Below are 25,873 nucleotides of genomic sequence, written 5' to 3' on the forward strand. Positions count from 1 at the left end.
ACCGGGCCTGTTCATGTCCTGCGGGTGCTGCCCACCCCGGAAGCCGCGCCGCCGCTGCTCGCCGCACTCACGCGGGGATTTTTCACGGTGAGCGCCCAGGCCGACCGCATGGGCGCGCGGCTCTCGGAGGGCGTGCCCGCCCCGCACGACCCGGCGCGCGTGAGCCTGCCCAACGTGCCGGGCGCGGTGCAGCTTCCGCCGGGCGGCCAGCCGATCTTGCTGCTCCCCGACGCAGGCACCCACGGCGGCTACCCCACCCCGCTGGTCGTGGCGAGCGTGGACCGCCCCCGGCTGGGGCAACTGCGCCCCGGCGACCGGGTCGCTTTTCGGCCCGTCACGCTGGCCCAGGCCCTCGCGGCGCTGCGGGCGCAGGAACGGGCGATCCGGGGCGTGGAGGCGGCGCTGCGCGGGTGGTACAAGGAGGCATGACCAGGGCCACCACCGACCTCAACGCCGACCTGGGCGAGGGCAGCCCCCACGAGGCAGCGGTCATGCCTTTCGTGACCAGCGCGAACATCGCCTGTGGGGGCCACGCGGGCGACCTAGAGACGATGCGGGACAGCCTGCGCCTCGCCGCGCGGCATGGGGTGGCGGCGGGCGCGCACCCCGGCTTTCCCGACCCCGAGGGCTTCGGGCGCCGGGAGCTGCACTTTCCGCCGGAGGAGGTGACCGCTTTCGTGCGCGAGCAGATCGAGGCGCTCAAGGTGGTGGCCGCGCGGGAAGGCGTAGCCCTGCGCCACGTCAAGCCGCACGGGATGCTCTACAACATGGCCGTGAAGGACGCGGCGCTGGCCCGCGCGATTGCCGTGGCCGCGAGGGATTCGGGCCTGCCCCTGTATTTCGGCCTGGCGGGCGGGGCGTCCGTGATGCTGCGGGAGGCGGCGGCGCTGGGGCTGACCCCGCTGGGCGAGGGCTTCGCGGACCGGGGCTACGCGCCGGACGGCTCGCTGTGGCCGCGCGGACAGGCAGGGGCGCTGCTGCCCCACGCGCAGGCGGTGGCGCAGGGCGTGCAAATCGCGCGGGAAGGCAGCACGCGGGCCGTCACGGGCGAGCGGGTCGCCGTCCCCGCCCGGACGCTCTGCCTGCATGGGGACGGGGCAGAGGCGGCGGAGCTGGCGCGGGACCTGCGGGTGGCGCTGGAGGAGGCCGGAGTGCGGGTGGCGGCGCCCTGAATCGCTGCTCCGAACCGAGCAGCAGAAGGCTGGTCACCCTGCCTCGCGGGGCTGTGAAGCAGAGCGAGGCGAGGAGTCTCCCACGCGGCGTTTTGGGCTGCTCCGCTTGCCCTCAGCATGACCACTCTTCGGCCGAAGCCTCCTGGCTCTCCCCTACCTCGGCCACCCCGGCGGCCCCGGCGGCGGCACCAGCGCCGCGTGCGTTTCGGCGGCGTAGCGGTCGGTCATCCCGGCGATAAAGTCGCACACGGCCCGGGGCAGGCCGTCACTCGCCGCGCGGGCACGCACCCCTGACGGCAGCAGGGTCGGGCGGTTCAAAAAGGCCGTGTAGAGGGTCGTTAGCAGCCGGGTGCCCTGTTCGACCTGCATCTCGACCCGCCAGTGGCGGTAGAGGTTCTCGCGCAGAAAGGCCCCGGTCTCGCGCAGCCGCTCCTGCATCGCCGGGCTGTAGGTGATCAGGCGCTCCGGCTGCGCGCGCACGTCCGCCGGGGTCCGGATGCCGCTGGCCTGTATCGCCGCGTGGCTGGCCTGCGTCAGGTCGCCGATCAGCCAGCCCAGCAGCTCGCGGTGCAGGGTGCGGCGGTCGCGCTCGGTCAGGCCGGGCGAGGCGGGGGGCACCTTGCCCAGCAGCTCGGCCCACAGGGGCAGCTCCGCGAGCTGCGCGGGGGTCAGCAGCCCGCTTCGCAGCCCGTCGTCGAGGTCGTGGGCGGTGTAGGCCAGGGCGTCGGCGGCGTCCACCAGTTGCGCCTCCAGCCCCGGCAGCCCCAGCCCCGCCCGCGCGTGCTTGTTCAGGCCGTCGAGGGTATCCAGGGTCAGGTTCAGGCCCGGGAAGTCGGGGTAGCGGTCCTCCAGCCGGGTCACGATGCGCCGCGCCTGGGTGTTGTGGTCGAAGCCCCCCTCGCCCTCCAGCAGCGCGTTCAGCACCCGCTCGCCCGCGTGGCCGAAGGGCGGGTGGCCCAGGTCGTGCGCCAGCGCGATCGCCTCGGCCAGCGTCTCGTTGAGGCCCAGGGTCAGGGCCAGCGAGCGGGCCACCTGCGAGACCTCCAGCGTGTGCGTCAGGCGGGTGCGGTAGTGGTCGCCCTGAGCGTTCAGGAACACCTGGGTCTTGTACTCCAGCCGCCGAAAGGCCGTCGTGTGCAGGATGCGGTCGCGGTCCTTTTGAAAGCCGGTTCTGGCCCCGCTCTCGGGTTCGGGGTGCTCGCGCCCGCGCGACCGCGCGCTGAGGGTGGCGTAGGGGGCGAGCGTGGCCGCCTCGCGGGCCTCCAGGTCGGCGCGGGTGAACATGAGTCCCAGTCTGGCAGAGCGCGGGCGGGCAGCGGCAGCAGGCAAAAACTTCATGGGCGGCGCTAGATTGCCCCCATGAGCGACGCCGGGGCGAACGACACGCAGACCCAGACCGACACGCAGGTCATCTACGACGGCCACATCGTGCGGCTGGAGCGGCTGGAGGGCAAGTGGGAGGTCGTCCGGCATGCGGACGCGGTGGCGATCCTGGCGCTGAACGAGGCCGGAGAGATGCTGCTGGTGCGCCAGCGCCGCCCGGCCATCGGCGGCGTGACCGTGGAGGCCCCGGCGGGCCTGATCGACGGGGGCGAGACGCCGGAGACCGCCGCCCGCCGCGAGCTTCAGGAGGAGGTGGGGCTGGACGGCGAGATGACGCTGCTCACCCGCTTCTACTCCAGCCCCGGCTTCTGCGACGAGTTGCTGTACGTGTTCGAGGCGCGCAACCTGCGCGAGAGCAAGCTCCCCCACGACGAGGACGAGGACCTCGAAGTCGTGTGGATGCGGCCCGCCGACGTGCTGAGCGGCCTGCAAGGCGGCACCCTGAGCGGCAGCGCCAGCACAGTCACGGCCGCGCTGTACGGCCTTCAGGCGCTGGCGCGGGACCGGCGGTGAAAACCTACGTCTCTCCCACCCAGCGCCCCGACACCGAGACGGTGGTGGCCATCGGCTCCTTCGACGGGGTGCATCTGGGGCATCAGGCGCTGCTCGCGCAGCTCAAGGCCAAGGGGCGCGAGCACCGGGTGCCCACGGTGGTCTACACCTTCGATCCGCCCACCCGGGTGCTGACCCAGGGGGTCGAGTTCCTGTCCACCCTGCCGGAAAAGCTGGGGCTGCTCGCCCGCTATGGCATCGACGAGACGGTGGCGGTGCCGTTCACGCCCGAGTTCGCCTCGCGGCCCAAGGAGGCCTTTTTGGACGATCTGCGCGCCCTGCGCCCACGCGCGGTCGTGGTGGGCGAGGACTTCCACTTCGGGCGCGGGCGGGCCGGGAGTCTGGCGGACCTGCGCGCGGTGACGCCCGAGATCGTCGCGCTGCCCATGCACCAGCTCGGCGGCGAGGACATCAAGAGCACCCGCATCCGCGAGTACCTGAAAACCGGGGACGTGGACGGCGCCCGCCGGTTGCTGGGCCGCCACTACGACGCGCAGGGGGTGGTCGTGCAGGGGGACCGGCTGGGGCGGACCATCGGCTGGCCCACCGCCAACGTGCAGGTGCCGCAGGGCAAGGCGCTGCCGCTGGGCGTGTTCGCCGTCGTCGCCATCACCGAGCGCGGGCCGGGCAACCTCCAGCGCCATCACGGGATGGCGAACGTGGGCTTTCGCCCCACCGTGAACGGCACCGAGCGCCGCTTCGAGGTTCACCTCTTCGACTACCAGGGCGACCTCTACGGCGAGGAGCTGGAGGTCAAGTTCTTCACCTTCCTGCGCGGCGAGCAGAGGTTCGGCGGGCTGGAGGAACTCAAAGCGCAGATCGGGCGCGATGCCCAGGCGGCGCGGCAGGCGCTGGAAGGCGTGCGGTAGCGCTCCTCCTCAGGGCCGCGTGAAGTTCGTCAGCGTCCACTCGCCGTCGCCGTCTGCCACGTTCAGGTCGCGCGGGGCGGTGGAGAGGCGGGTGGGATGACCGTCTTCCCGGTCGTAGGTCACCTCGACGGCCGGGCACGGCTGCGCCCGCTGGAAGGCCAGGGCCTGGGCGATCTGGACAAAGCGCTCCTCGACCGTCGCGCGGGCCTGGGCCGACGGCTCCCCGGTCTGTCCGGCGACCAGGACCACGTCCCGCACCGCCCCGCCGCGCACGGTGACCCGCACGGTCGGAAACAGGACGGGCGCGGCGACCTGCCGGAAGTCGTAGCGGTAGTCGCGCACCCCCGCCGCCCTCCACCTCGCGCGGGCGGCGTTCAGCTCGCGCTCCAGCGCCGCGAAGTCGGGGCGGACGTAGCCCGGCACGCACCCGGCCGAGGCACCCGGAACTGCCGGAGGAGGTTCCCCGGCGCCGCCCGCCTGCGCCCCGCCTGCCAGCAGCATCAGCCCCAGCACCGTTCCGAGCCACCCCGCAGATTGGTTCATCGCTCCAGCATAGGGGCCTGGGAGCAGGCGTACCCTGACCCCATGACCACCCTTCCCGCCGCCCTCGACCTGGGCTACTCCTTCTGCCCCAACGACACCTTCATCTTCTACGCGCTGCACGCGGGGCGGGTCCCGGCGCCGCTGCCCGTGCAGGAGCGGCTGGAGGACGTGCAGACCCTCAACGAGTGGGCGCGGGAGGGCCGCCTCCCCGTCACCAAGATCAGCTACCGCGCCTCCTTCGAGGTGATGGACCGCTACGTCGCCCTGCGGTCGGGCGGGGCGCTGGGGCGCGGCGTGGGGCCGCTGGTGGTAGCCCGCGACGAACTGGGCGACCTGAACAGCAGACGGGTCGCCTCGCCGGGCAACCTCACGACCGCCGACCTGCTGCTGCGCCTAGCCTACCCGGACGTGCAGCTCACGCCGATGCGCTACGACGAGGTGATGCCCGCCGTGGCGCGGGGCGAGTACGACGCGGGGCTGATCATCCACGAGTCGCGCTTTACCTATCAGGAGCACGGGCTGGTCAAGCTGATGGACCTCGGCGCGTGGTGGGAGGGCGAGACGGGGCTGCCCCTCCCGCTGGGCGCGATCCTGGTGCGGCGCGACCTGCCGCCAGAGGTGCAGCGCGGCCTGAACGCGGCGGTGCGGGAGAGCCTGGAATATGCCTACGCGCACCCCGCCGAACCCAAGGCCTATATCCGGGAGCACGCGCTGGAAATGAGCGACGAGGTGATGCAGGCGCACATCGACCTGTACGTGAACGACTTTTCGCGCGACGTGGGCGAGGAGGGCGAGCGGGCCGTGCGCGAGCTGCACCGACGGGCGGTGGCGGTGGGGGCGGCGCGGCCGTCCGACCTGCCCCTGTTCGTGGAGGAATGAGAGGCCCTTCCCCGGCGTTTAGGCGACGCTGTGCCCGCTCTCAGAAGGTGTGCTGAGGCGGGATTGCGGCGGCGGGCGGCGTGGGACCGTGGGGGCCGGAGGACATCCATGCACAAGCCCATGCTCGCTGCCCTGACGGTTGCGCTCGGTACCCTGGGGGCGGCCCTGGCCCAGGGGTCGGCCTCGCCCACCGGCCCCGGCCCCGCCCAGACGACGATTCCCACCCCGCGTCCGCTGCCCGCCCCCGAGCCGCCCGTCACCGTGACGGCCACCCGCAACGAGCCGCGTGCCCTGGGGTTCACGCCCGACAAGCTCGCCCGGCTGAAGGTTCCGGCGGGCTTCCAGATCAAGGTGATGGCGACGAACCTCGGCAACGCGCGGATGATGCACGTGATGCCCGACGGCGGGATCTATCTCACCCGGCGCCAGCAGAACGACATCTGGTACCTCAAGGATGTCAACAAGGACGGCCTCTTCGACGCGGGCGAGCGCCGCATGGTCGCGCAGAACCTCAAGCTGGTGCATGGGCTGGACGTGAAGGGGGGCAAGCTCTACGCGGTGGGCGAGAAGACCATCTGGGTCATGGACATGAGCCGCGACGGGGGCCTCAGCGTGCCGCGCGTCTTCGCCGACGGCTTCCCCGACGCCGGGCAGCACCCCGCCCGCAGCCTGAAGTGGGGGCCAGACGGCTACCTCTACGCCTCCTTCGGGTCCACCAACAACGACGCGCCCACCCAGAACCCGGAAGAAGCGACCATCCTGCGCATCCGCCCCGACGGGCAGTGGCGCGAGGTGTACGCGCGGGGCCTGCGCCACACCGTGGGCTTCGGCTGGCACCCGATCACCGGGACGATGTACGGCCTGGACATGAGCATGGACTGGCACGGCGACGACCTCCCGCCCGAGGAACTGAACGTCATCCAGCGTGGGCGCAACTACGGCTGGCCCTTCTGCTACGCCGACCGCCGCCCGGACCCGTACACCAACTCCAGCCAGATTCCCGGCAAGATCACCAAGGCCGAGTACTGCGACCTCACCCAGGGCAGCCTGCTGACCTACACGGCGCACGCCTCGCCCATCGCCCTGAACTTCTACACGGCGACCCAGTTCCCGGCCGAGTACCGCAATGACGCCTTCGTCGCCTTCCGGGGGTCGTGGAACCGCTCGGCCCCCAGCGGCTACGAGATCGGCCGCATCAACTTTGACGCTCAGAACCGGCCTACCGCCATTCAGCCCTTCGTGACCGGCTTCGTGTACGAGGAAGGCGGCGAGTGGAAGCAGTTCGGGCGCGTGGCGGGCGTGGCGACCTACACCGACGGCAGCCTGCTCTTTACCGACGACCAGAGCGGCGTGATCTACCGCGTGCTGTACACGGGAGGCCAGTAATGAAGCTGCAAACCAGAAGGGTCCTGACCCTGGGTGCCCTCGCCCTGGGCGCGGCGATGGCGGGCGGGGCGGGTGCCCCCATGACGATGGCCCCGGCCAGCACGCCCCTCAGCGCGACGGCGGCGATGCGTGACCCCGCCGGGCAGGTGCTGGGGACCGCCCGCTTTGTGCAGCAGGGGATGGGCGTGCAGGTCACCGTGGAGGTGCGCGGCCTGACGCCCGGCCAGCACGGGATGCACGTCCACGAATACGGACGCTGCACCCCCGGCGTGGACGAGGCCACGAACACCATCGTGCCCTTTGGTGGGGCGGGGGGTCACTACGACCCCGGCATGAGCAAGAACCACGACGACCCGCAGGCCCCCAACAAGTACGGCCACGGCGGCGACGCCCCGATGCTGAACGTGGGCGCCGACGGGGTGGGCCGCGCGACCTTCACCACCGACAAGTTCAGCCTGACGGGGATGAATGGAGCGCTGAACCGCACCCTGGTCATCCACGCCCGCCCCGACGACTACAAGTCCGACCCGGCGGGCATGTCAGGTGCCCGCGAGCGCTGCGGCGTCCTCGTGCGCGACGGCCTCACCACCCGCGACTACACCCTGCCCGGCGCCCAGGACTTCCCCGAAGGCGTGGCCTACGACGCCCGCCGGGGCATCCTGTACACCGGCAGCGCGGTCAACGGCACCATCTACGCGATCAACGCCGCGAACGGCGTGGTCAGCAAGTTCCAGGAAGGCGGGGCGCTGGGCCGTCAGGCCGCGCTGGGACTGAAGGTGGACGCGCGGGGCCGCCTGTGGATCGCGGGCGGCGCACAGGGCACGGTGAGCATCCTGACGCCCGACGGCATGACGTTGAAGGTGCTGGAGACGCCGAAGTCGCCCAACCCCTACGTCAACGACCTGACGCCCGCCCCCGACGGCAACGTCTACGTGACCGACTCCAACCGCCCGGTGATCTTCCGGGTGGACCGCAACTTGAACCTCACGGCGTGGCTGAACCTCGCCGGGACGCCGGTCAAGTACGGCCCCGGCGTGAATCTCAACGGCATCGTGCCCACCCCCGACGGGCGCTCGCTGCTGGCCGTTCAGACGAACACGGGCGAGTTGTGGCGCATCGACCTGCGGACCAAGGCGGTGCGCCGGGTGATGACGGGCCTGACCAACGGCGACGGCCTGTTGCTGGACGGCCGCACCCTCTACGTCACCCGCAACAAGGATCAGGTCGTGAGCAAGGTCAGCCTCTCGGCCGACTACGGGACGGGCCAGCTGGTCACCGAAGAACCCCTGCGCGGCCTGCGCTTCCCGGCGACGCTGGCGATGGTCGGGGGCGACCTCGTGGTGACGCAGGCGCAGCTCGACCGCAACATGGCGGGCATTCCGCCGGAGACGCCCTTCCGGCTGACGCGCTTCGGCAAGTTCTGAAGGGTGAGGCAGCGGGGAGGCCAGGGCAGGCAGCGGCCCAGCCTCCCCTCTCCTCTGGCTTCCCCTTTGTAAGAATCTGGTGGCGAGGCCCCGCCTAGCCTGGGCGGGATGACCCTTTCCGAAGTTCAGGCGCCTCCGCTGCGGCCCGTGCCCGCCGCGCCCGAGGCCCCAGTTGCGCTGGAGGTCCGGGGCCTGCACAAACGCTACGGCGCCCAGACGGTGCTGCACGACATCCACCTGAGCGTGCAGTCCGGCGAGATCTATGCGCTGACCGGTCCCAACGGCGCGGGCAAAAGCACCCTGATCCGCACGGTGACCGGGCTGGCCTTTCCCACGTCGGGCGAGGTGCGGCTGATGGGACGCGACGTGCATGGGGACGGCCCGCGCGCCCGCGCGGCGCTGGGCGCGGTGGTGGAGGCGCCCGCCCGCTTTTACGGGCAGTTCAGCGGGAGCCGCAACCTGCGGATGCACGCCGAGCTGGCCGCCATGACGCCGGGCCGCCCGCGCGTGGACCAGGCCCGCATCCGCGAGGTGCTGGCGCTCGTCGAGCTGACCCGCATGGCGGACCGCCGGGTCTCGGAGTATTCGCTGGGGCAGCGGCAACGGCTGGGGGTGGCGAGCGCGATCCTGGCGCGGCCCTCGGTCCTGATTCTCGACGAGCCGACCAGCGGGCTGGACGCGCTGGGCATCGGGCTGATCCACCGCATCGTGACCGACCTGGCGGGCCAGGGCTGCGCGGTGGTCCTGAGCACCCACCACCTGCGCGAGATCGCCTCCTATGCCCATACGGTCGGCATTCTGACTGGCGGGCGGCTGGTGGACACCCTCGACCTGCGCGCCCGGCAGGCGGCCTTCCGCTTCCGGGTGGACGACCCGGTCCGGGCGGCGGCGCTGCTGGAACGTCTGCCCGGCGTCTCGCGCACCAGCCTGCGCCCGCCGTACCTGATCGCCGGGCTGGACAGCGAGGCGGGCGTACCGCAGGCGCTGGCTGCCCTGGCGGCCGGGGGCATCCGGGTGTTCGAGGCGAGTCCCGACCTCTTCGACCTGTACGAGTACTACCGCGAGCGCGTGGAGCAGGCCTGATGCTGACCCTGATTGCCCTGGAATTCCGCAAGCTGCTCAAGGCGCGCAGCGCCCGCCTCGCGCTGCTGGTGTGCTTTGGGCTGCCGCTGCTGTGGCCGCTGGCGCCCCGGCTGGAAGCCCTGTTTCAGGTGGACCTGACGAGCGGCTGGCAGCTTCCAGCCGTCAGCCTGGGGGTGCTGGTGCAGTTTCTGCTGCCGCTCTTTATCGCCGTGACCTGCGCGGAACTCATCGGCGCGGAGGTCAGCGGGGGCACGCTGGCGCCGCTGCTGCTGCGCCCGGTGAACCGCACCCGGGTGCTGCTGGGCAAGCTGCTCGTCGCGTTGCTATACCCGGCGCTGCTGATCGCGGCCACCGTCGCCGGGTCGCTGCTGGCGGGCCTGTTTCTGGGGCTGGGGCCGTTTACGGGCGGCACCGGGCTGGGGCCGGGCTATTTCGCGGGCGTGGGCGCCCTGACGCCGGGCGACGCGCTGGGGCAGGTCCTGCGCGGGGCGCTGCTCGCCGCCGTCATGCTGATGCCGGTCGCCGCCCTCGCGCTGCTGTTCGGGGTGCTGTACCTGGGCACCGCCCCCGCCGCGCTCGCCACCCTGGCGACCCTCAGCGTGCTGCGCCTGCTGGTCGTCTTTCCGGAGAGCGTGCAGCGCCTCTTGCTGACCAGTCACCTCGACCTGTATGCGCGGCAAGGCGGCGTCCTCCAGGGGCTGGTGCTGCTGCTGATCTACACGGCGGCCTTCGGGTGGCTGGCGGTCTACGCCTTCGAGCGGCGGGACGTGTAGGGCGCAGCCAGGAGGAGGGGGGCGCCGTGTTCGCACTGGCGCCCCCCTTCCTTGTGGCCCTACCCCAGGCTCTTGACCGTGTAGCGCAGCCTGCGCTCGGCCTGCTCGACCTCGAAGCTCTCCCCCACCCGGCGGCCCAGCAGCGCCTGTCCGACCGGGCTGTCGTCGCTGACCTGGGTCACCCCCTGGGCGAGCGCGTCCACCTCGACCGCGCTGACCAGCTGCACGCGCATCTCGCGGCCCTGCCCGGCTTCCTCCAGCACCACGACCGTGCCCAGCGTGACCCCTCCACGCCCGTCCGGCGCGGCCTCGACGATCACGGCGCGCGCCAGCACGTCTTCGAGTTCGAGGATGCGGGCCTCCATGCTGGGAAGGTCGAACTGCGCGGCCTCCAGGCTGCGGTCTTCGAGGTCGGTCGCGTCGTCGAGCGAGGCGGCCAGGCTCCGCCGCGCGTCCTCCAGCCGCTCACGTTCTTTTGCCAGATTCTCCTCCAGCCGCTGGTAGCCTTCTGCCGTCACCTGAATCTCGTCTGCCATGGGGGTGCCCTCCTGTGGGGTTGCCGCCCCACTCTAGAGGCGCGGGCGGCCCTCTCCATGACAGGCGCCTCAAGGAAAGCCTGGGGCCTGGCCTCCCCGCGCCCTCCCCCCGGCCCCGGGACCAGCCCAGGCGCGCCGCCAAAGGCCAGGACTCGGCCAAGGTTTCTTGCCGAAGTGATGAACCGCGCCTGCCGGAAGGTCTGCTGTAATTCGGGGTGGAGTGGCCCCGCCCCGGACCCCCAGGAGGCAGAGGCCCACAGGAGGATTCCTATGACCGATCCCAACGCCCCCATCCGCCGCGACCCGTCCCTGGCCGACGAGCCGACCGACCCCGTACAGGAAGACCGCACCGTCACCGCCGAAGGGTTCGGGCAGGACGACCGCGAACCCAGCGACGCCGAGCTGCGCCCCGTCGGAGGCGCCAGCGTGACGGGCGCGGAGACGATGGACTACTCGCTGCCGGAAGACGACGACCCCGCCAACCAGGACGCGCAGGCCAACGCCGGGATGGTCCGCGACGTGGCCGAGGTGGAGGCCGATTTTCCCCTCTCGGGGGACGTGTCGGGCGGGCGCGCGGGTGAAGAGAGCGGCAGCGACGCGCTCGCGGGCGCCGGGGTGGTGTACGACGACGGCATCGACCCCTCGATCCGCAGCGAGATGCTCGACAACGCGGTGGCCTACGGCGACGACTTCACGCCGAACAACGTGAACGACGAACCCGGCTTCGACGACGGCGTGCCGGGCAGCTTCTCGGACTTCAGCGTGATCACGCCCGAGAACCCGGAAGGCACCACCCGCCTGGCCGACCCCAGCCTCGACGCGGGCGGGCAGGTCAAGGGGCCGCGCATCGGCGGGTCGGGCGGCATCGACGGCGGCCCGCCCCGGACCCGGCCCTTGCCGGGCACCGAGGAAGACGCCGACTCGTAAACCGTTGGGAACAGCGGGGGGGGGTGGGAGGTGCCGCGCGTGCCCCCCACCCCTGACCCGTCGCGTCTACTTGTTCTGCGACAGCCGGTCCAGCACCAGCTTGCTCACGCTCTTGAGGGTCTCGAAAACGCCGCCGCCGTTGTGGGCGGTCGCCTCGAAAAGGGTAAGTTCCTTTTTGGGGTCGATCACGGCGCGGATCATCTCGGTGGGGAGGGCGCCGTCGATGTCGCGCTTGTTGACCTGCAACACGATGGGCACGTCGCGCACGTCGATGCCGTGCTCGGCGAGGTTCTCGCGCAGGTTGCGCATGCTCTCGGCGTTGGCGCGCAGGCGGTTGGGCGCCGAGTCGGCCACGAACACGATGCCGTCCACCCCGCGCAAGATCAGCTTGCGGCTGGCGTTGTAAAAGACCTGCCCGGGCACGGTGTACAGGTGAAAGCGCGTCTTGAAGCCCTGCACGGTGCCCAGGTCCAGCGGCAGGAAGTCGAAAAAGAGGGTGCGCTCGTCTTCGGTGGCGAGGCTCACCATGTCGCCGCGCAGCCCGGCAGGCACCTTGGAAAAGACGTGCTTGAGGTTGGTGGTCTTGCCCGACATGCCGGGGCCGTAATAGACGATCTTGCAGTTGATCTCGCGCGCCGCGAAATTGATGGTGCTCATGCTGGTCTCCCTTCCCCTCTCGCCTTAGCCGAACAGGTCGTCGAGCAGGGCGTTGGCCCCGCTGGAAAAGTCGTCGCTGAACTGCACGGGCGGCGCGTCGGCCAGCTCTTCAAGAATCAGGGCGACCTGCGCGATGGACTTCTTGGTGTGGACCTTGACGCGCCCCAGCGGCACCGACACGTCGAAAATCAGGGTCAGCAGCGCGGAGTCGCCCACCGACTCGACGTACAGGGTGCCCTGCTCGCCCTGGTGAATCTGCTCGCTGAAGGTGCGCTCGCCCAGCATGTTCGCCAGGGCGGCGGTGGCGGCGGCGTTGGAGGCGACCAGGGTGGCGACGCTGTCGAGGGCCGGGGGGCGGGGCGCCCACAGGGCTTCTTTGTGCGAGAGCACGAAGCCCTTGCGGTCCACCAGCAGGCAGTAACGCACGCCGGTCGCCGCGAGCAGCTCCTCCAGGTGACGGTCCACCCGTTCAAAAGCGTCGCCGTACAGGGCGAGGGTCGGTTCAATCATGTCCCGCCGAGTATAGAAATCCGTTTCACACCGCAATCTGACAGCGCCCCTCCCCAGGGCCTGCCCCGCCGCTACAGCGGATGTTGGCGCTGGAAGGCGGCCCACGAGCGGGCGTCCCGGGGGTACCCGTGCGTCTCTGTCCACATCCAGTAGGGGGTGTAGAGGCTGCGGGCCGAGGCCACCTCGTCGCGGAAGATCTCGGCGCTGAGGCCAGTCGCCAGCAGGCCGCTGGTCTCGAAGCGGCGCAGCACGCCGGAGCGGTCGTAGGGCACCCGGCGCAGCTCGGGCCGCCAGCCCTGCCCCGTGGCGGTCAGCAGCAGGTACTGGGCGCGGGGGTCGCCGTCCATCGGGGTTCCGGCGGCCCCGGTGTTCAGCACCAGCACGCCGCCCCGGTTGGCGCGCGCCGGGCGGTGGATGTGCGAGCCGACCAGCACGCCCGCCCCGCCCGCGAGTTCGGCCACCCGCCCGGGGTCCGTGCGCTCGCTGAGGCTCTCGCGGTAGTCGGCCGGGGTGCCGTGGGCGATCAGGACCTCCGGCAGTCCCGGCGACTCCAGCGTCAGGGTCAGCGGCCAGCCCCCCGGCACGTCCAGCAGCCCGGCGCGGCCCAGTTCGGTCGCCGTCCAGTCGGTCGCCCCCCAGAAGGGGTCGGTGAACCAGTCGCCCGGCAAGGTCTCCGAGCGCCCGTGCCACAGCCGCACGAGGTCGTCGTGGTTGCCCAGGGTAAAGGTCACGTCGTCGCGCGCGAGCAGCAGCGACAGGGCCTCCACCGAATCCGGCCCCCGGTTCACCACGTCGCCGTTCACGATGATGCGCTCGGCCCCCTGTGCCTCCGCGTCGGCCAGCACGGCGCGCAGGGCGTCGGCATTGCCGTGGATGTCCGCGATGACGGCGAGGCGCACGTGGGGCATTGTATAGGGGAAGCTCCGGGCGGTCGGCTTTCACCAAAGGTCTTGCCCACTGCTGAATGCCGCAGGCTGTGCGCCCTATCCTGCCCACCATGATCGAGACGCTGGTCGGAAACACGCCGCTGGTCCAGCTGCGCCGGGTGGTCGAGCCGGGCATGGCCGACGTGTTCGTGAAGCTGGAGGGGCAGAATCCGGGCGGGTCCATCAAGGACCGCACCGCGCTGGGGCTGGTCGAGGACGCCGAGCGCCGGGGCGCACTGAGGCCGGGCGGCACCATCGTCGAGCCGACGAGCGGCAACACCGGCATCGGGCTGGCGCAGGTCGCGGCGGCCAAGGGCTACCGCCTGATCCTGTGTATGCCCGCCCAGATGAGCGAGGAACGCAAACGGACCCTACAGGCCTACGGGGCCGAACTGGTTCTCACCGACCCCGAGCGCCGGATGCTCGCCGCCATCGAGGAAGCCGAGCGCATCGCCGCCGAGACGGGCGCCGTGATGATGGGCCAGTTCACCAACCCCGCCAACCCGCAGACCCACGAGCGCACCACCGGCCCCGAGCTGTGGGGGCAGATGGAAGGCCGCATCGACGCTTTCGTGTACGGCTCGGGCACGGGCGGCACCATCAGCGGGGTGGGGCGGTTCCTCAAGCGGCAGGACCCCAGTATCCGGGTGATTGCAGTGGAGCCTGCCCGCAGCAACGTCCTCTCGGGCGGCGAGCGCGGCGAGCACGGCTTTCAGGGCATGGGGCCGGGCTTTATCCCCGCCAACCTCGACCGCTCGGTGATCGACGAGGTGATTCCGGTCTGGGAGGAGGACGCCTATCCGCTGGCCCGCCGCCTCGCCCGCGAGGAAGGCGTCTTTGTCGGCATGAGCAGCGGCGCGATGGCCTGGGCCGCCCTGGAGGTGGCCCGCCGCCTGGGGCCGGGGGGGCGCGTGGCGACCATCGCCTGCGACACGGGCGCGCGCTACCTCACGACCAGCCTCTTTCACCCGGAGCGGACGGGCACGCCGCAGGGGTACCAGCCGTACTCGCGGGAGCGGGTGGAGGAATAGCCTTCAGCCGCCAGCCGGAACTGCAAAAGCCCCAGCCTGAGCCGGGGCCTTTTTCTTGGGCTGATCGCTCTCCCTACCGCCTGCGCCCCCCGAACATGCCGATCAGGTCGTTCAGGGCATTGCCGTCGCCGTCACGGTCGAGGACGCTGTTCAGGGTGCCCACCATGCCGCCGAGGTTGCCCTGCTGGCCGCTGCCCATCTGCCCGGTGCCAGGGTGGCCCGGCAGTCCGAAGGGATTTTGCTGATCCTGCTCGTGGCGGTAGCCGGGAATGACCTGACCGCCGCCGAGGCCGCCTTCCATCCCGCCGCGCTGCTCGTCGCCCTGGCCGTAGCCGGGGGTTTGCTGGGGCTGTCCGCCGCCCAGCATCCCGCCGAGGCCACCGCCCATGCCGCCTCCCGCCGCACCGCCCCCGATCAATCCGCCCAGGATGCTGCCGATGTCGAAGCCGCCCATGCCCCCCGCCTGACCGCCCAGCGGGCCGCCCATCTGGCCCATGCCGCCTGCCTGGCCCTGACGGCGACGGCTGAGGTAGGCCAGCACCAGGGGCGCGGCCATGGAGAGCAGCTGCATGGCGAGCTGCGGGTCGATTCCGGCGCGGCGGCTGACGGCCTGCGCGGCGGCCTGCTGCTGCCCGCCGAAGACCTTGCCCAGAATCCGCTGGCCCTCGGAGGGGTCGGGCGCCTGACCCTGCCCGAAAAGGTCGAGGGCGCGGCCGTCGTGCTGGTCGAGCGCTCCCGCGAGCGACTGGGCGCCCTGGGGGTCCTGGGCGTTGCGGGTCATCGCGCCGAGCAAGAGCGGGATGGCCGCTTCCATCGCCGCCTCGGTCTGCTGGGGCGAGGTGCCGAGCCGCTGTCCAAGGGTGTTCTGGGCCTGGCCCATGCCGCCGAGCATATTGAAAATGTCCATCATGGTGGGGTTCCTCCTGGAGAAAAAGGGGTGGGGGACTGCCCCCGCAGCGTAGCCCCCCCCGGTGGAAAGCGGGGGAGCGGAGGTTGAGGGTTCGCTGAGCTTCCGGGCAAGGGGAGGGTACGCTGGGACATGACCCGCCCCGCGCTGTCCACGCCGAGCCTGCTGACAGTCTTTCTCACGGCGGTCACCCTGTTCGTCGTGCTGGCCCTCGCCGCGCGGCCTGGGCATGACGCCCTGCGGCTGGCGCTGATTGGCTGGCGCTGATTCTTCCGACGCTGTTGCCTCTGACCTGGTGCGGCGCCGTGCTGTGGCGCTCGCGCGGGCGCGGCAGCCTGCCCTGCCGCTCAACCTTTTCTCTTGGCTGTCCTCGCCCTGCCGGTCGTACAGACGCTGGGGCGGGTGGCGCTGCTCGCAAACGGGCAGCCTCTGCACAGGCTGGACGCCGCCGCCCTGGCCGTGGGCGCCCTCGCGCTGCTGGCGCTGCCTTTCGTCCCCATGAAACGCTAGCCTCCTGCCCATGCCCGCTCCCCTCTCCCCCGCCTTTTTCGACCGTGATCCGGTGCGGGCCGCGCGTGAACTGCTGGGCGCGACCCTGGTGCGCGTGCTGCCGGGCGGCGAGGTGCTCGCAGGCCGGGTGGTCGAGGCGGAAGCCTACGACTGCCTGCGCGACCCCGCCTGCACCGCCGGACGCTTTCACGCCGTCCGCACGCTGGCGATGGCGATTGCCCCCGGCCACTGGCTGTTCTGGACGGCGCACGGCCACCCCCTGCTGCAAGTCGCCTGCCGGGAAGAAGGCGTCTCGGCCAGCGTGCTGATCCGGGCGCTGGAGCCGCTGGAGGGCCTCGGCCACATGCTGACCCACCGCCCCGTCAGCCGCGAGCGTGAGCTGACCAACGGCCCCGCCAAGCTGGTCTACGCCCTGGGCCTGAATCCCGAACAGATCGCCGGGCAGCCGGTCAACGGTCCAGCCCTGCATCTCCTCCCTGGTCTTCCCGTTCCCGACGAACAGGTCGGGATCACCGCCCGTGTCGGGCTGCTGGCGGGGAAGAACCTGCCGTGGCGCTTTCTGATTCGGGGCAATCCCTGGGTGTCGCCCGGCGTGCCCAGCATGGAGCTGTGAGGGGTCGCCCAGCCCCACCCGCTACCCTCCCTCCATGTCCCCCACGCCCGCCGCCCTCCGCGCCCTCGCCCACCGCACCCTGGCCCGACAGCCCTCCGTTCAGGCAGCCCTGAACAGCATGGGCTTCCTTCAGGCCGACCCCATCCGCGCCCCCGCCCGTGCCCAGGACCTGACCCTGATGCAGCGGGTACGCGGCTACCGGGCGGGCGACCTCGAACGCCTCTACCCCACGCTCGATGCCGAGGAAGACATGCTTCCCAACTACGGCTTCGTGACCCGCGAGGTCCAGGCCCTGCTGCACCCCCGCGAACTCCCCGAGACTCGGCTGGAGCGTGAACACCCGGGGCTGCTGGAAGGGGTCCGCGCGCTGGCAGGAGAGCGCGGCGAGCTGCATCCGCGCGACGTGGCGGCGGCGGTCGGGCGGGGCCGGGTGGTCAACGCCTGGGGCGGGCAGTCGGCGGCGAGTACCCGCGCGCTCGATACGCTGCACCGCCGGGGAGAACTGCGGGTCACCCGGCGCGTGGGCGGGGTGCGGCTCTACGGCCCGGCGCCCCATCTGGCGGCCCTGCGCGCGCAGCCGCTCCCCACGCCCCAGCGGCTGCGCGGGGCCGTTCATCTGCTCGCCGCCCTGTACGGCCCGCTGCCCGAAGCCAGCCTGGGCTACCTCGTCGGCCTCTCGCGCTTCGGGTTGCCGCACCTGCACGGTGACCTGCGCTCGGCCTTCCGGGTCGCCGTGCGGGAGGAGCTGACGGGCGCAGAGGCAGGCGGCCTGCGCTATGTGTGGCCCGCCGACTGGAACCCGGACGCGGCCCCCACCCCGCGCGGCGTGCGGATCGTGGGGCCGTTCGACCCGCTGGTGTGGGACCGCCGCCGCTTCGCCCACCTGCACGGCTGGACCTACCGGCTGGAGGCGTACACGCCCGCCGAGAAACGCCAACTGGGGTATTACGCGCTGCCCGTCTTTCAGGCGGAGAGGGCCGTGGGCTGGGCCAACCTGAAGGGAGAAGCGGGCGAGCTGCGGGCCGAGCTGCACTGGGTGCCCGGCGTGCGCGAGACGGCGGCCCTGCGCAAGGGGGTGGAGGCCGAGCTGGGCCGCTACCGGCGGTTCCTGGGCCTGGAGGCGCGCGAAAGCTAAGGCGGCGCCAACTCAGCCCCAGCCCTGCCACGCCTCCGTGACCCGGCGCAGCGCCTGCCTCACCCCACTGCCGCTCCCCTCCCCCTGGGCCTGCCGGGCGGTGGACAGCACGTTCAGCGCCAGGCCCGCGTGCTCCTCGGCGGCAAGCTGGGCGGGCGTGAGGGTCAAGCCGCGCGCGGCGAGTTCGGCCCGGTAGCTCTCCCGCAGGCCGGGGCCGAGACGGGCCGACTCGGGCGCCTCCAGCCGCACGTGCAGCAGGTGGGCGAGGTCTTCTCCCAGGGGGGCCGCGTGCGTCTGCCCGTAGTCGATCAGGATGGGACCGCTCAGGATGGGCGCGCCGCCTTGCAGCGGCCACAGCACCTGCCCCGCGTGGATGTCCCCGTGCGCCAGCGTGACGCCGGAGGTGGCGGCCAGCAGCTCAGGCAGGCGTGAGGCGGCCTGGGTCACGGCCCGCGTCCCGGCGGCGCTCCCACCTGCCGCCCGCCCCAGGCGGGCCGCGCGGCGCCCGGCCGACGACGCGCTCCAGCCCCACTCGCCGCGCAGCTCGGCGTGGTTCCACCAGAAGGCGTGGTGGCGGGCGAGCAGCCGCGCGACCGCGTGCAGGGCGGCCTCGCGTTCGGGGTCACTGGCAAAGGCGCCCCAGCCGAGGGTCGCCGCCGTCAGGTCGGTGGTGACGAGGTGGGCGCGCCAGTGCCGGGGGTCGAGGGCCAGGTGCCGCAGCGGGGCGTGCGGCACCGGCGAGAGCGGCGCGAGGTCGCGCAGGTAGGCCCCCTCGCGCGCCAGCCGCCGGTAGGCCCGCTCGTCACGCCACCCGGCGGGCAGGTACTTCAAAAAGAGGGGGCCATGCCGGGTCGTGTAGCGGGCAAAGGCAGCTCCCTCCCCCACCCAGGCTTCCAGGCGGCGGCGCGGACCCGGAAAGGCGGCGCGCAGCTCGCGCGGCCACACGCGCGAGGAGACGGCGGGACCGCGCCCGCGCATCGCGTCCCCGCCGTCTTGCAGGAGGTGAGGCAGCCGCAAGCGCTCAGGCGATCAAGGAGACCAGCCCGGCCAGCGAGGCCCCGGCGAGCGCCGCCCCCACCACGAAGGCGCCCAGACAGCCCAGCCCCCCCCGGCGCCGCCCGACCTGCCGGTAATGCCCGCCGCGCCCGTAGCCGCCCCGGTGGCCGCTGCTGTGGCTGTGGCCCAGAGCGCCCCCCAGAAAGCCACCCCGGTGCCCGCTGCTGTGGCTGCGGCGCCCGCCGAGGAAGCCCCCGCGCCGGTGGCCGCTGCGGCTGAACGAAAAGGACCCGCCAGAAAATCCACTCATGCTCCCCGGTACGCGGGGGCACGCGCGCGGGTTCCCGGCGGGCGCGAGACCCGACTCCGGAAATGCCACGCCTGCGGCCCAGGCACGCGCGTATCATCCGGCCATGAGCGAACGGAAGTATTTCGGCACCGACGGCGTGCGGGCCGTGGCGGGCGAGTTCCCACTGACCGCCGCCTGGGTGATGAACCTCGGGGCGGCGGCAGGCGAGGTCCTCAAGCGGCAAAACCCCCGGGCCAGCGTGGTCATCGGCAAGGACACCCGCCAGAGCGGCGACATGCTGGAAGCGGCGCTCGCCGCCGGGCTGACCGCACGCGGCGTGACCGTGATCCACGTGGGCGTGCTGCCCACGCCTGGCGTGAGCTACCTCACCCGGCACCTCGGCGCCGACGCGGGGGTGGTCATCAGCGCCTCGCACAACCCCTACCAGGACAACGGGATCAAGTTCTTCGGCCCCGGCGGCCAGAAACTCAGCGACGCGACCGAGCTGGAGATCGAGGCCGCCATCGACGAGGTGCCGACCTTCGCACCCGTCACCGGCGTGGCCCTCGGTTCAGTGACCAACTATGCCGAGGCCGAGCGGCTGTACGTCAATTACCTGCGCTCGCACGCGCCCGACCTGAGCGGGTTGAAGGTGGCGCTCGACTGCGCGAACGGTGCCGCGTACCGGGTCGCCCCCAAGGTCTTTCAGGCGGCGGGCGCCGACGTGTTCGCGGTCTACACCACCCCCGACGGCCACAACATCAACCGGGGCTGCGGCTCGACGCATCTGGAGCACCTCCAGCAGATCGTGCGCGGTGGCAGTTACGACCTGGGCGTGGCCTTTGACGGCGACGCCGACCGGGCGCTGCTGGTGGACTCGCGCGGCAATGTGATTCAGGGCGACCACATGCTGCTGCTGGCGGCCCGGGCGCGCGGGGAGGCAGCGGTCGTCACGACCATCATGGCGAACATGGGGCTGGAGGTGAAGCTCCGGGAGTCGGGCATCCGGCTGGAGCGCACGGCGGTGGGTGACCGCTACGTCCACGAGCGGCTGCACGAGCAGGGCCTGACCCTGGGGGGCGAGCAAAGCGGGCACGTCCTCTTTCTGGACGTGTCACCCACCGGCGACGGGGTGCTCACCGCGCTGCTGACCCTGCGGGCCATGCAGGCGCAGGGCACCACCCTCGACGCCCTCCACGACGAACTGGTGATGTTTCCGCAGACGCTGGTCAACGTGCGGGTGGGCGACAAGAAAGCCATCTCGCGCGACGCCGAGGTCCAGCAGGCTGTCAGCGCCGCCGAGGCCCGCCTGAATGGCCGAGGCCGCGTCAACCTGCGCCCCAGCGGCACCGAGAACCTGATCCGGGTGATGGTCGAGGGTCCCGACGAGGCCGAGATCCACGAGGTGGCCGCCGGGCTGGCCCGCGTGGTCGAGGAACGGGGCCGGGTCGGGGCGTAGGCGAAAGCGGCCCCGCGCCGCCCTCACAACAACGACACAGTGTCGGAAAGGGTGCGGCCAGCCCGGGGCTGCCGGTCTAAGCTGGCCGTATGCCCGAACAGACCCGGCCGGACTACAGCGACCTGCGCGCCCTGCTGGTCAACTGCACCCTCACGCCCTCGCCCGCGCCCTCGCACACCCAGGCGCTGCTGGACGTGTGCCGCGCGATTCTGCAAAGGCAGGGCGTGACGGTGGACGTGCTGCGGGCGGTGGACCACGACCTCGCGCCGGGCGTGTATCCCGACATGCGCGAGCACGGCGCCGCGCACGACGAGTGGCCGGAGGTGTACCGCCGGGTCCAGGCCGCCGACATCCTGGTCCTGGGCAGCCCGATCTGGCTGGGCGAGCGCTCCTCGGTCGCCTCGCGGGTCATCGAGCGGCTCTATGCGCACTCGGGCGAACTCAACGCGAAGGGGCAGTACGTCTTTTACGGCAAGGTCGGCGGCTGCATCGTCACCGGTAACGAGGACGGCATCAAGCATGTCGGGATGGGCGTGCTGTACAGCCTGCAACACCTCGGCTTCACCGTCCCGCCGCAGGCCGACGCCGGATGGGTGGGCGAGGCCGGACCCGGCCCCAGCTACGGCGACGAGCAACCCGGCGGCGGCCGGGTGGGCTTTGACAACGATTTCACCCAGCGCAACACCACCTTCATGACCTGGAACCTGCTGCATTTTGCCCGGATGCTGAAGGACGCGGGCGGCGTGCCCGCCCACGGCAACCAGAAGACCGCCTGGGACGCCGGGCAGCGCTTCGACCACCCGAATCCCGAGTACCGCTGACCCCTGTTCGTCCCTCTCCATGGCCTCCGCTGGCGCTGTCCCCGGTCAAGAGGCCGGACCAACAGGGCCACGTCCTGATCCACGCCGCTCGCCCGACCAGGACAGTCCGACTCGGCTCTCATCCCTTCTGCAAAGGCCTGTCCTTCCATGAGAAGACCATGTGACGCCGGACAGATCGGCCTCTCCTCGTCTGAGACGCAGATACGCCAGGGAAGCTGAGATTTTCAGCGTCTGGGAGTGGGAGCGGATTGTGAACAATTGAGCGCAATCATCAGGGGGGTGCGACCTTCCTCACAGGCGACGTGAAGACACGTTCAATCTTCTAATGCTGGTCTTATAAAAATCTTCATTCTGTGCTTATCTTCGGAGGGCGGCCTGTGGCCTTCCCGCTGGGAGGCGTTTTGCGGAGGTTCGCAGAAACGGCCCCCCCCATGCCCAGACGTTCTCCTCTCCTGCTGGCCCTCTCCCTGACGCTCGCCGCTTGCGGCTCACCGACTCCCGGCCCGGTTCAACCCGGCCCCCCTGCGGCCACCTCACCGCCTGGCTCCGGCATCACGGGCGTGCAGCTGGGCACCGAGACCCTCACGCTGGCACCCGGAGACAGCCAGCAGGTCAAGGCCCGCGTGGAGGGGAGCGGCGACCGGGGACTGGTCTGGGCCAGCACCCAGCCGGGGGTGGCGCGGGTCGATGAGGTGGGGCGGGTCACGGCGGTCGCTCCCGGTCTCGCCCGGATCACGGCCACCAGCCGCCAGGACCCGGCCCGGCAGGCCCAGCTCACGGTCACGGTGTCTGCGGCGGCGGCGCCCCCCACAGCCGACCCTTTCGACATCACCCTGGTCTATCCGGCGGGCAGCCCGCTCACGGCGGCTCAACGGACGGCGTTCAATCAGGCGGCCCAGCGCTGGTCGCAGGTCATCACGGCGGGGCTGCCCGAGGTGCGGGGCGTGCGCCTGTCCAGCGGTGAGACCGTCACGGTGGACGATCTGGTCATCGTTGTGAACAGCGTGGCGCTGGACGGCCCCGGCGGGGTGCTGGGGCAGGCGGGTCCCCGGCAGGTACGTCCGGGGGGCACCCTGCCGCTGTGGGGGGACATGCAGTTCGACGCCGCCGACCTCGCCAGCCTGGAGCAGGGGGGCCGCCTCCAGGGGGTCGTCTTGCACGAGATGGGCCACGTGCTGGGCATCGGGACGCTCTGGAACCGCTTTCTGAGCAGCGACACGTCCTCGTGCGCCAGCGCCACCCGGGTACAGTACGGCGGGGGCAAGGCGCTGCACGAGTACCGCCAGCTCGGCGGCCCGCTGGCGGGCGTTCCGGTCGAGGACCAGCACAGCCCCGGCACCAAATGCGGCCACTGGAAAGAGGACGTGTTCCAGACCGAACTGATGACCGGCTTTGCCAGCGCGGGCCACATGCCGCTCAGCCGCCTCACGCTGGGGGCGCTGGCCGACCTCGGGTACCGCGTCAACTTCGCGCTGGCTGATGCCTACAGCCTTCCTGCGGGCCAGAACCCCGCGCCGCAAAGCGCCGGATGGGAGCTGCGCGAGCGCCTGATCACCCCGGACGGCCTGTTCGACCCGGCCTTCTGAGCGCCCGCTGCCGCTCCGGACGCCCCAGGCGGCGACAGTAGAATGCTCGGCATGACCCCCCCCTCTCCCGACACGCTGGTGCTGATCGACGGGCACGCGCTGGCGTTCCGGTCCTACTTCGCGCTGCCCCCCCTCAGCAACAGCCGGGGCGAAGCGACGCACGCGATTCTGGGTTTCCTGCGCCACACGCTGCGGCTGGCGCGTCAGGCCAGCAACCAGGTCATCGTGGTGTTCGACCCCCCGGTCAAGACCTTCCGGCACGAGCAGTACGACGGCTACAAGTCGGGCCGCGCCCAGACCCCCAGTGACCTCCCGGCCCAGATCAACCGCATCCGCGAACTGGTGGACGCGCTGGGCTGGCCCCGGCTGGAGGAACCCGGCTATGAGGCCGACGACGTGATCGCCTCGGTCACCCGCATGGCGGAGGGCAAGGGCTTTCAGGTCCGGATCGTGACCAGCGACCGCGACGCCTACCAATTGCTCGACGACCACGTGCGGGTCATCAGCAACGACTTCGCCTTGATCGGCCCGCAGGAGGTGCTGGACAAGTACGGCGTGAGCGTGCGGCAGTGGGTGGACTACCGCGCGCTGACGGGCGACGCCAGCGACAACATTCCCGGGGCCAAGGGCATCGGTCCCAAGACGGCCGCCAAGATCCTGCAAGACCACGGCACCCTCGACGCCGCGCTGGAGGCCGCAAAGGCAGGCACGCTGGAGCCGAAGGGCGCCCGCGAGAAGCTGCTGGCCTCGGAAGCCGACGTGCTGTTCAGCCGCGACCTCTCGCGCATGGTGACCGACCTGCCACTGAGGGTCGAACTCGGCGCCCTGCGCGGCCAGGGCGACCCCGCGCGGCTGGAGGAGCTGCTCGACGAACTCGAACTTGCCTCGCTCAAGCGCGACGTGCTGACCCTGACCCAGGGGGCCGGAGCGCTGGGGCAGGGCCAGACCGACCCCATCGCGCGGGCGGCGACGGCAGCCGCGGCCCCGGCTTCCGCTCCCGGCACCTTCACGCCGCCCCCGCTGGCCGAGTGGCGCACGCCCGGCCAGGACGTGACCTGGGGCTACGTCCTGTCGCGCGAGGACGACCTGACGGCCGATCTGATCGCGGCGGCCACCTTCGACGGCGAGCTGGCGCGGGTCGCGCCGGTCGAGCAGCAGACCCCGCCCGCAGGAGCGGAAGGCGGGCCGGAAGCCGCCTCGCCGGAAGGCCCGCTGTTCGGCAGCGACGGTGACAGCGCCCCGCCCCTCAGCAAGGCCGAGCAGAAGGCGGCGCAGAAAGCGGCGGAAAAGGCCGCGAAGGCCGCAGAAAAAGCCGCCCAGCGTCAGGCGGCCCTCTATCCCCCCACCGTCTCCGACGCCGAGTTCATCGGGCAGCGGGCAGTGCGGGCGGCGGGGGCCAAGGCGCTCGCGGCGCACCTCAGCGTGCGCGGCACCCAGGTCGAGCCGGGCGACGACCCCCTGCTGGTGGCCTACCTGCTCGACCCCTCGAACACGGCCATGCCCGCCGTCTCCGAGCGCTACCTGGGCACGGGTTGGCCCGACGACGCCGCCACCCGCGCCGCGATCACCGACCGCCTGCTGCGCGAGCTGCCCGGACAGCTCGACGAACCGCGCCGCAAGCTCTACGAGGAGATGGAAAAGCCGCTGGCAGGGGTCCTCAAGGACATGGAGGTGCGCGGCGTGCGGCTCGACAGCGCCTATATCCGGGGGCTATCGGAGGCTGCGGCGGGGCGCCTCGCCACCCTGGAGGCCGAGATCCACAGGCACGCGGGCCGCGAGTTCCCCATCCGCAGCCGCGATCAGCTCGAAACGGTGCTGTACGACGAACTCGGCCTCGCAAGCGGCAAGAAGACCAAGCTGACCGGCAAGCGCAGCACCGCCGTCTCCGCGCTGGAACCGCTGCGCGAGGAGCACCCCATCATCCCCGCCTTGCTGGAATACCGCGAGCTGGAAAAGCTGCGCGGCACCTACCTCGACCCCCTCCCCAACCTCGTCAACCCGCGCACCGGGCGGCTGCACACCACCTTCGCGCAGACGGCGGTGGCGACCGGGCGGCTCAGCAGCCTCAACCCCAACCTCCAGAACATCCCCATCCGCTCGGAACTCGGCCGCGAGATTCGCAAGGGCTTTATCGCCGACGAGGGCTTTTGCCTGATCAGCGCCGACTACTCGCAGATCGAGTTGCGGCTGCTGGCCCATATCGCGGACGATCCGCTGATGCAGCAGGCCTTTCAGGAGGGGGCCGACATCCACCGCCGCACCGCCGCGCAGGTGCTGGGGCTGGAGGAAGCCACCATCAGCGCCAACCAGCGCCGCGCCGCCAAGACGGTCAATTTCGGGGTGCTGTACGGCATGAGCGCCCACCGCCTCAGCAACGACCTGGCGATTCCCTACGCCGAGGCCGCCTCCTTTATCGAGATCTACTTCAGCACCTACCCCGGCATCCGGCGCTACATCGACCAGACGCTGGAATTCGGGCGCGAGCACGGCTACGTCGAGACGCTCTACGGCCGCCGCCGCTACGTGCCCGAGCTGAAGGCGCAAAACCGTACCCTGCGCGAGGCGGGCGAGCGCCTGGCCTACAACATGCCGATCCAGGGCACCGCCGCCGACATCATCAAGCTGGCGATGGTGCAGCTGGACCGCGAACTGGAGGCCAAAGGCGCGCGGCTCCTGCTGCAAGTTCACGACGAACTGCTGATCGAGGTCCCGGAGGAGAGCGCCGACGAGGTCGCCCGGATTACCCGCGAGGTGATGGAGGGCGCCGCGCAGCTCAGCGTGCCGCTGGCGGTCGAGGTCGGCGTGGGGCCGAACTGGTACGACACGAAGTAGCGTGCCGGACAGCACGGGAGGGGCCGCCTGCGTACCTGTGCAGCAGGCCCCCTTTATCTGGGGGAGGCAGGCCC

The 25,873-nt window shown here is 71.6% G+C and carries 28 protein-coding genes (1 of these 28 only partly in view); 19 read left to right on the top strand and 9 right to left on the bottom strand.

What is annotated here, in order from left to right:
* Together HNQ09_RS12580 and pxpA are read left to right on the top strand one after the other, a co-directional pair.
* Positions 1 to 429: the final stretch of a 5-oxoprolinase subunit C family protein gene (locus HNQ09_RS12580; protein ID WP_184029802.1), read on the top strand. 549 nt of this gene lie to the left of the window's left edge; only the last 429 of its 978 coding nucleotides appear in the window; its start codon lies beyond the left edge, outside the window; it ends in the stop codon at positions 427 to 429.
* Positions 426 to 1,172, top strand: coding sequence for a 5-oxoprolinase subunit PxpA (gene pxpA / locus HNQ09_RS12585; RefSeq protein ID WP_184029804.1), 747 nt, complete (start codon positions 426 to 428; stop codon positions 1,170 to 1,172). The genes HNQ09_RS12580 and pxpA overlap by 4 nt, the downstream gene beginning before the upstream one ends.
* Positions 1,173 to 1,325: 153 nt before the next feature.
* On the opposite strand, the gene HNQ09_RS12590 is transcribed toward pxpA, so the two are convergent.
* A complete protein-coding gene (locus tag HNQ09_RS12590; RefSeq protein ID WP_184029806.1) occupies positions 1,326 to 2,456 on the bottom strand; it encodes a deoxyguanosinetriphosphate triphosphohydrolase in 1,131 nt (376 codons plus the stop codon).
* Positions 2,457 to 2,531: 75 nt separating this feature from the next.
* Between HNQ09_RS12590 and HNQ09_RS12595 the strand changes: the two genes are divergently transcribed.
* Both HNQ09_RS12595 and ribF read left to right on the top strand, forming a co-directional pair.
* Entirely contained in the window at positions 2,532 to 3,068 is a 537-nt protein-coding gene (locus HNQ09_RS12595; RefSeq protein WP_184029808.1) for an NUDIX hydrolase, read from the top strand.
* Positions 3,065 to 3,976 carry a riboflavin biosynthesis protein RibF gene (gene ribF / locus HNQ09_RS12600; RefSeq protein WP_184029811.1) on the top strand — a complete coding sequence of 304 codons (912 nt, stop codon included), beginning with the start codon at positions 3,065 to 3,067 and terminating at the stop codon, positions 3,974 to 3,976. Before HNQ09_RS12595 ends, ribF begins: the two co-directional genes overlap by 4 nt.
* A 9-nt stretch (positions 3,977 to 3,985) precedes the next feature.
* On the opposite strand, the gene HNQ09_RS12605 is transcribed toward ribF, so the two are convergent.
* Complete coding sequence (locus HNQ09_RS12605; protein WP_184029813.1) at positions 3,986 to 4,519, bottom strand: DUF6174 domain-containing protein; 534 nt, start codon at positions 4,517 to 4,519, stop codon at positions 3,986 to 3,988.
* Positions 4,520 to 4,561: 42 nt separating this feature from the next.
* Between HNQ09_RS12605 and HNQ09_RS12610 the strand changes: the two genes are divergently transcribed.
* From HNQ09_RS12610 to HNQ09_RS12630, 5 genes are all read left to right on the top strand, one after another.
* Positions 4,562 to 5,398 (top strand): 1,4-dihydroxy-6-naphtoate synthase, encoded by an 837-nt coding sequence (locus HNQ09_RS12610; RefSeq protein ID WP_184029814.1) that lies wholly within the window; start codon positions 4,562 to 4,564, stop codon positions 5,396 to 5,398.
* 108 nt (positions 5,399 to 5,506) lie between these two features.
* On the top strand, positions 5,507 to 6,784 hold the full coding sequence (locus tag HNQ09_RS12615; protein WP_184029816.1) for a PQQ-dependent sugar dehydrogenase: 1,278 nt from the start codon (positions 5,507 to 5,509) through the stop codon (positions 6,782 to 6,784).
* Complete coding sequence (locus HNQ09_RS12620) at positions 6,784 to 8,208, top strand: superoxide dismutase family protein (RefSeq protein ID WP_184029818.1); 1,425 nt, start codon at positions 6,784 to 6,786, stop codon at positions 8,206 to 8,208. Before HNQ09_RS12615 ends, HNQ09_RS12620 begins: the two co-directional genes overlap by 1 nt.
* A gap of 108 nt (positions 8,209 to 8,316) precedes the next feature.
* Positions 8,317 to 9,291, top strand: a complete 975-nt coding sequence (locus HNQ09_RS12625) for an ABC transporter ATP-binding protein (protein WP_184029820.1) — start codon at positions 8,317 to 8,319, stop codon at positions 9,289 to 9,291.
* The gene (locus tag HNQ09_RS12630) at positions 9,291 to 10,064 is read left to right on the top strand and encodes an ABC transporter permease (protein ID WP_184029823.1); all 774 of its coding nucleotides are present in this window, start codon (positions 9,291 to 9,293) and stop codon (positions 10,062 to 10,064) included. Before HNQ09_RS12625 ends, HNQ09_RS12630 begins: the two co-directional genes overlap by 1 nt.
* A 59-nt stretch (positions 10,065 to 10,123) precedes the next feature.
* Here HNQ09_RS12630 and HNQ09_RS12635 read toward each other — a convergent pair whose 3' ends face one another.
* Entirely contained in the window at positions 10,124 to 10,600 is a 477-nt protein-coding gene (locus HNQ09_RS12635; protein ID WP_184029826.1) for a GreA/GreB family elongation factor, read from the bottom strand.
* A gap of 270 nt (positions 10,601 to 10,870) precedes the next feature.
* On the opposite strand from HNQ09_RS12635, the gene HNQ09_RS12640 reads away from it, so the two are divergent.
* The gene (locus HNQ09_RS12640) at positions 10,871 to 11,527 is read left to right on the top strand and encodes a hypothetical protein (RefSeq protein WP_184029829.1); all 657 of its coding nucleotides are present in this window, start codon (positions 10,871 to 10,873) and stop codon (positions 11,525 to 11,527) included.
* 66 nt (positions 11,528 to 11,593) lie between these two features.
* Here HNQ09_RS12640 and mglA read toward each other — a convergent pair whose 3' ends face one another.
* The 3 genes from mglA to HNQ09_RS12655 all read right to left on the bottom strand — a co-directional run bounded on the left by mglA (position 11,594) and on the right by HNQ09_RS12655 (position 13,602).
* Positions 11,594 to 12,184 carry a GTPase MglA gene (gene mglA / locus HNQ09_RS12645; protein WP_184029832.1) on the bottom strand — a complete coding sequence of 197 codons (591 nt, stop codon included), beginning with the start codon at positions 12,182 to 12,184 and terminating at the stop codon, positions 11,594 to 11,596.
* A 24-nt stretch (positions 12,185 to 12,208) separates the two neighbouring features.
* A complete protein-coding gene (mglB, locus tag HNQ09_RS12650; RefSeq protein ID WP_184029835.1) occupies positions 12,209 to 12,694 on the bottom strand; it encodes a GTPase-activating protein MglB in 486 nt (161 codons plus the stop codon).
* A 71-nt stretch (positions 12,695 to 12,765) separates the two neighbouring features.
* A complete protein-coding gene (locus tag HNQ09_RS12655; RefSeq protein WP_184029838.1) occupies positions 12,766 to 13,602 on the bottom strand; it encodes a metallophosphoesterase family protein in 837 nt (278 codons plus the stop codon).
* 89 nt (positions 13,603 to 13,691) lie between these two features.
* Between HNQ09_RS12655 and cysK the strand changes: the two genes are divergently transcribed.
* Positions 13,692 to 14,651, top strand: coding sequence for a cysteine synthase A (cysK, locus tag HNQ09_RS12660; RefSeq protein WP_184029841.1), 960 nt, complete (start codon positions 13,692 to 13,694; stop codon positions 14,649 to 14,651).
* A gap of 73 nt (positions 14,652 to 14,724) precedes the next feature.
* On the opposite strand, the gene HNQ09_RS12665 is transcribed toward cysK, so the two are convergent.
* Positions 14,725 to 15,561 (bottom strand): DUF937 domain-containing protein, encoded by an 837-nt coding sequence (locus HNQ09_RS12665; protein ID WP_184029844.1) that lies wholly within the window; start codon positions 15,559 to 15,561, stop codon positions 14,725 to 14,727.
* A 129-nt stretch (positions 15,562 to 15,690) separates the two neighbouring features.
* On the opposite strand from HNQ09_RS12665, the gene HNQ09_RS19180 reads away from it, so the two are divergent.
* From HNQ09_RS19180 to HNQ09_RS12680, 4 genes are all read left to right on the top strand, one after another.
* Positions 15,691 to 15,825: a hypothetical protein gene (locus HNQ09_RS19180; protein WP_281378322.1), complete on the top strand. Its 135-nt coding sequence runs from the start codon at positions 15,691 to 15,693 to the stop codon at positions 15,823 to 15,825.
* Positions 15,826 to 15,918: 93 nt separating this feature from the next.
* Positions 15,919 to 16,068 (top strand): hypothetical protein, encoded by a 150-nt coding sequence (locus HNQ09_RS12670; protein ID WP_184029845.1) that lies wholly within the window; start codon positions 15,919 to 15,921, stop codon positions 16,066 to 16,068.
* A gap of 10 nt (positions 16,069 to 16,078) precedes the next feature.
* On the top strand, positions 16,079 to 16,681 hold the full coding sequence (locus HNQ09_RS12675; protein WP_184029847.1) for a DNA-3-methyladenine glycosylase: 603 nt from the start codon (positions 16,079 to 16,081) through the stop codon (positions 16,679 to 16,681).
* A gap of 34 nt (positions 16,682 to 16,715) precedes the next feature.
* Positions 16,716 to 17,816 carry a DNA glycosylase AlkZ-like family protein gene (locus HNQ09_RS12680; protein ID WP_184029849.1) on the top strand — a complete coding sequence of 367 codons (1,101 nt, stop codon included), beginning with the start codon at positions 16,716 to 16,718 and terminating at the stop codon, positions 17,814 to 17,816.
* Between the two features lie 12 nt (positions 17,817 to 17,828).
* On the opposite strand, the gene HNQ09_RS12685 is transcribed toward HNQ09_RS12680, so the two are convergent.
* Positions 17,829 to 18,833 carry a phosphotransferase family protein gene (locus HNQ09_RS12685; RefSeq protein ID WP_246363337.1) on the bottom strand — a complete coding sequence of 335 codons (1,005 nt, stop codon included), beginning with the start codon at positions 18,831 to 18,833 and terminating at the stop codon, positions 17,829 to 17,831.
* Between the two features lie 4 nt (positions 18,834 to 18,837).
* Positions 18,838 to 19,122 (bottom strand): hypothetical protein, encoded by a 285-nt coding sequence (locus tag HNQ09_RS12690; protein ID WP_184029851.1) that lies wholly within the window; start codon positions 19,120 to 19,122, stop codon positions 18,838 to 18,840.
* Between the two features lie 103 nt (positions 19,123 to 19,225).
* Between HNQ09_RS12690 and glmM the strand changes: the two genes are divergently transcribed.
* The 4 genes from glmM (at position 19,226) to polA (ending at position 25,799) form a co-directional block, all read left to right on the top strand.
* Positions 19,226 to 20,560: a phosphoglucosamine mutase gene (gene glmM / locus HNQ09_RS12695; RefSeq protein WP_184029854.1), complete on the top strand. Its 1,335-nt coding sequence runs from the start codon at positions 19,226 to 19,228 to the stop codon at positions 20,558 to 20,560.
* 89 nt (positions 20,561 to 20,649) lie between these two features.
* Positions 20,650 to 21,381 (top strand): flavodoxin family protein, encoded by a 732-nt coding sequence (locus HNQ09_RS12700; RefSeq protein ID WP_184029856.1) that lies wholly within the window; start codon positions 20,650 to 20,652, stop codon positions 21,379 to 21,381.
* Positions 21,382 to 21,941: 560 nt separating this feature from the next.
* Positions 21,942 to 22,967 (top strand): leishmanolysin-related zinc metalloendopeptidase, encoded by a 1,026-nt coding sequence (locus HNQ09_RS12705; protein WP_184029859.1) that lies wholly within the window; start codon positions 21,942 to 21,944, stop codon positions 22,965 to 22,967.
* A 51-nt stretch (positions 22,968 to 23,018) separates the two neighbouring features.
* Positions 23,019 to 25,799, top strand: coding sequence for a DNA polymerase I (gene polA / locus HNQ09_RS12710; protein ID WP_184029860.1), 2,781 nt, complete (start codon positions 23,019 to 23,021; stop codon positions 25,797 to 25,799).
* Positions 25,800 to 25,873: the final 74 nt, after the last annotated feature.

Origin of the sequence: Deinococcus budaensis (assembly GCF_014201885.1) — a bacterium.
GTDB lineage: Bacteria > Deinococcota > Deinococci > Deinococcales > Deinococcaceae > Deinococcus > Deinococcus budaensis.

Bases quoted from the DNA above. Each gene is read 5' to 3' on its own strand.
- HNQ09_RS19180 (WP_281378322.1), top strand. From the start codon at position 15,691: ATGACCCGCCCCGCGCTGTCCACGCCGAGCCTGCTGACAGTCTTTCTC.
- HNQ09_RS12690 (WP_184029851.1), bottom strand. From the start codon at position 19,122: ATGAGTGGATTTTCTGGCGGGTCCTTTTCGTTCAGCCGCAGCGGCCAC.
- HNQ09_RS12655 (WP_184029838.1), bottom strand. From the start codon at position 13,602: ATGCCCCACGTGCGCCTCGCCGTCATCGCGGACATCCACGGCAATGCC.
- HNQ09_RS12680 (WP_184029849.1), top strand. From the start codon at position 16,716: ATGTCCCCCACGCCCGCCGCCCTCCGCGCCCTCGCCCACCGCACCCTG.
- mglB (WP_184029835.1), bottom strand. From the start codon at position 12,694: ATGATTGAACCGACCCTCGCCCTGTACGGCGACGCTTTTGAACGGGTG.
- HNQ09_RS12630 (WP_184029823.1), top strand. From the start codon at position 9,291: ATGCTGACCCTGATTGCCCTGGAATTCCGCAAGCTGCTCAAGGCGCGC.
- HNQ09_RS12610 (WP_184029814.1), top strand. From the start codon at position 4,562: ATGACCACCCTTCCCGCCGCCCTCGACCTGGGCTACTCCTTCTGCCCC.
- polA (WP_184029860.1), top strand. From the start codon at position 23,019: ATGACCCCCCCCTCTCCCGACACGCTGGTGCTGATCGACGGGCACGCG.
- HNQ09_RS12635 (WP_184029826.1), bottom strand. From the start codon at position 10,600: ATGGCAGACGAGATTCAGGTGACGGCAGAAGGCTACCAGCGGCTGGAG.
- HNQ09_RS12595 (WP_184029808.1), top strand. From the start codon at position 2,532: ATGAGCGACGCCGGGGCGAACGACACGCAGACCCAGACCGACACGCAG.
- HNQ09_RS12605 (WP_184029813.1), bottom strand. From the start codon at position 4,519: ATGAACCAATCTGCGGGGTGGCTCGGAACGGTGCTGGGGCTGATGCTG.
- HNQ09_RS12625 (WP_184029820.1), top strand. From the start codon at position 8,317: ATGACCCTTTCCGAAGTTCAGGCGCCTCCGCTGCGGCCCGTGCCCGCC.
- HNQ09_RS12675 (WP_184029847.1), top strand. From the start codon at position 16,079: ATGCCCGCTCCCCTCTCCCCCGCCTTTTTCGACCGTGATCCGGTGCGG.
- pxpA (WP_184029804.1), top strand. From the start codon at position 426: ATGACCAGGGCCACCACCGACCTCAACGCCGACCTGGGCGAGGGCAGC.
- mglA (WP_184029832.1), bottom strand. From the start codon at position 12,184: ATGAGCACCATCAATTTCGCGGCGCGCGAGATCAACTGCAAGATCGTC.
- cysK (WP_184029841.1), top strand. From the start codon at position 13,692: ATGATCGAGACGCTGGTCGGAAACACGCCGCTGGTCCAGCTGCGCCGG.
- HNQ09_RS12590 (WP_184029806.1), bottom strand. From the start codon at position 2,456: ATGTTCACCCGCGCCGACCTGGAGGCCCGCGAGGCGGCCACGCTCGCC.
- HNQ09_RS12620 (WP_184029818.1), top strand. From the start codon at position 6,784: ATGAAGCTGCAAACCAGAAGGGTCCTGACCCTGGGTGCCCTCGCCCTG.
- HNQ09_RS12665 (WP_184029844.1), bottom strand. From the start codon at position 15,561: ATGATGGACATTTTCAATATGCTCGGCGGCATGGGCCAGGCCCAGAAC.
- HNQ09_RS12700 (WP_184029856.1), top strand. From the start codon at position 20,650: ATGCCCGAACAGACCCGGCCGGACTACAGCGACCTGCGCGCCCTGCTG.
- HNQ09_RS12615 (WP_184029816.1), top strand. From the start codon at position 5,507: ATGCACAAGCCCATGCTCGCTGCCCTGACGGTTGCGCTCGGTACCCTG.
- glmM (WP_184029854.1), top strand. From the start codon at position 19,226: ATGAGCGAACGGAAGTATTTCGGCACCGACGGCGTGCGGGCCGTGGCG.
- HNQ09_RS12640 (WP_184029829.1), top strand. From the start codon at position 10,871: ATGACCGATCCCAACGCCCCCATCCGCCGCGACCCGTCCCTGGCCGAC.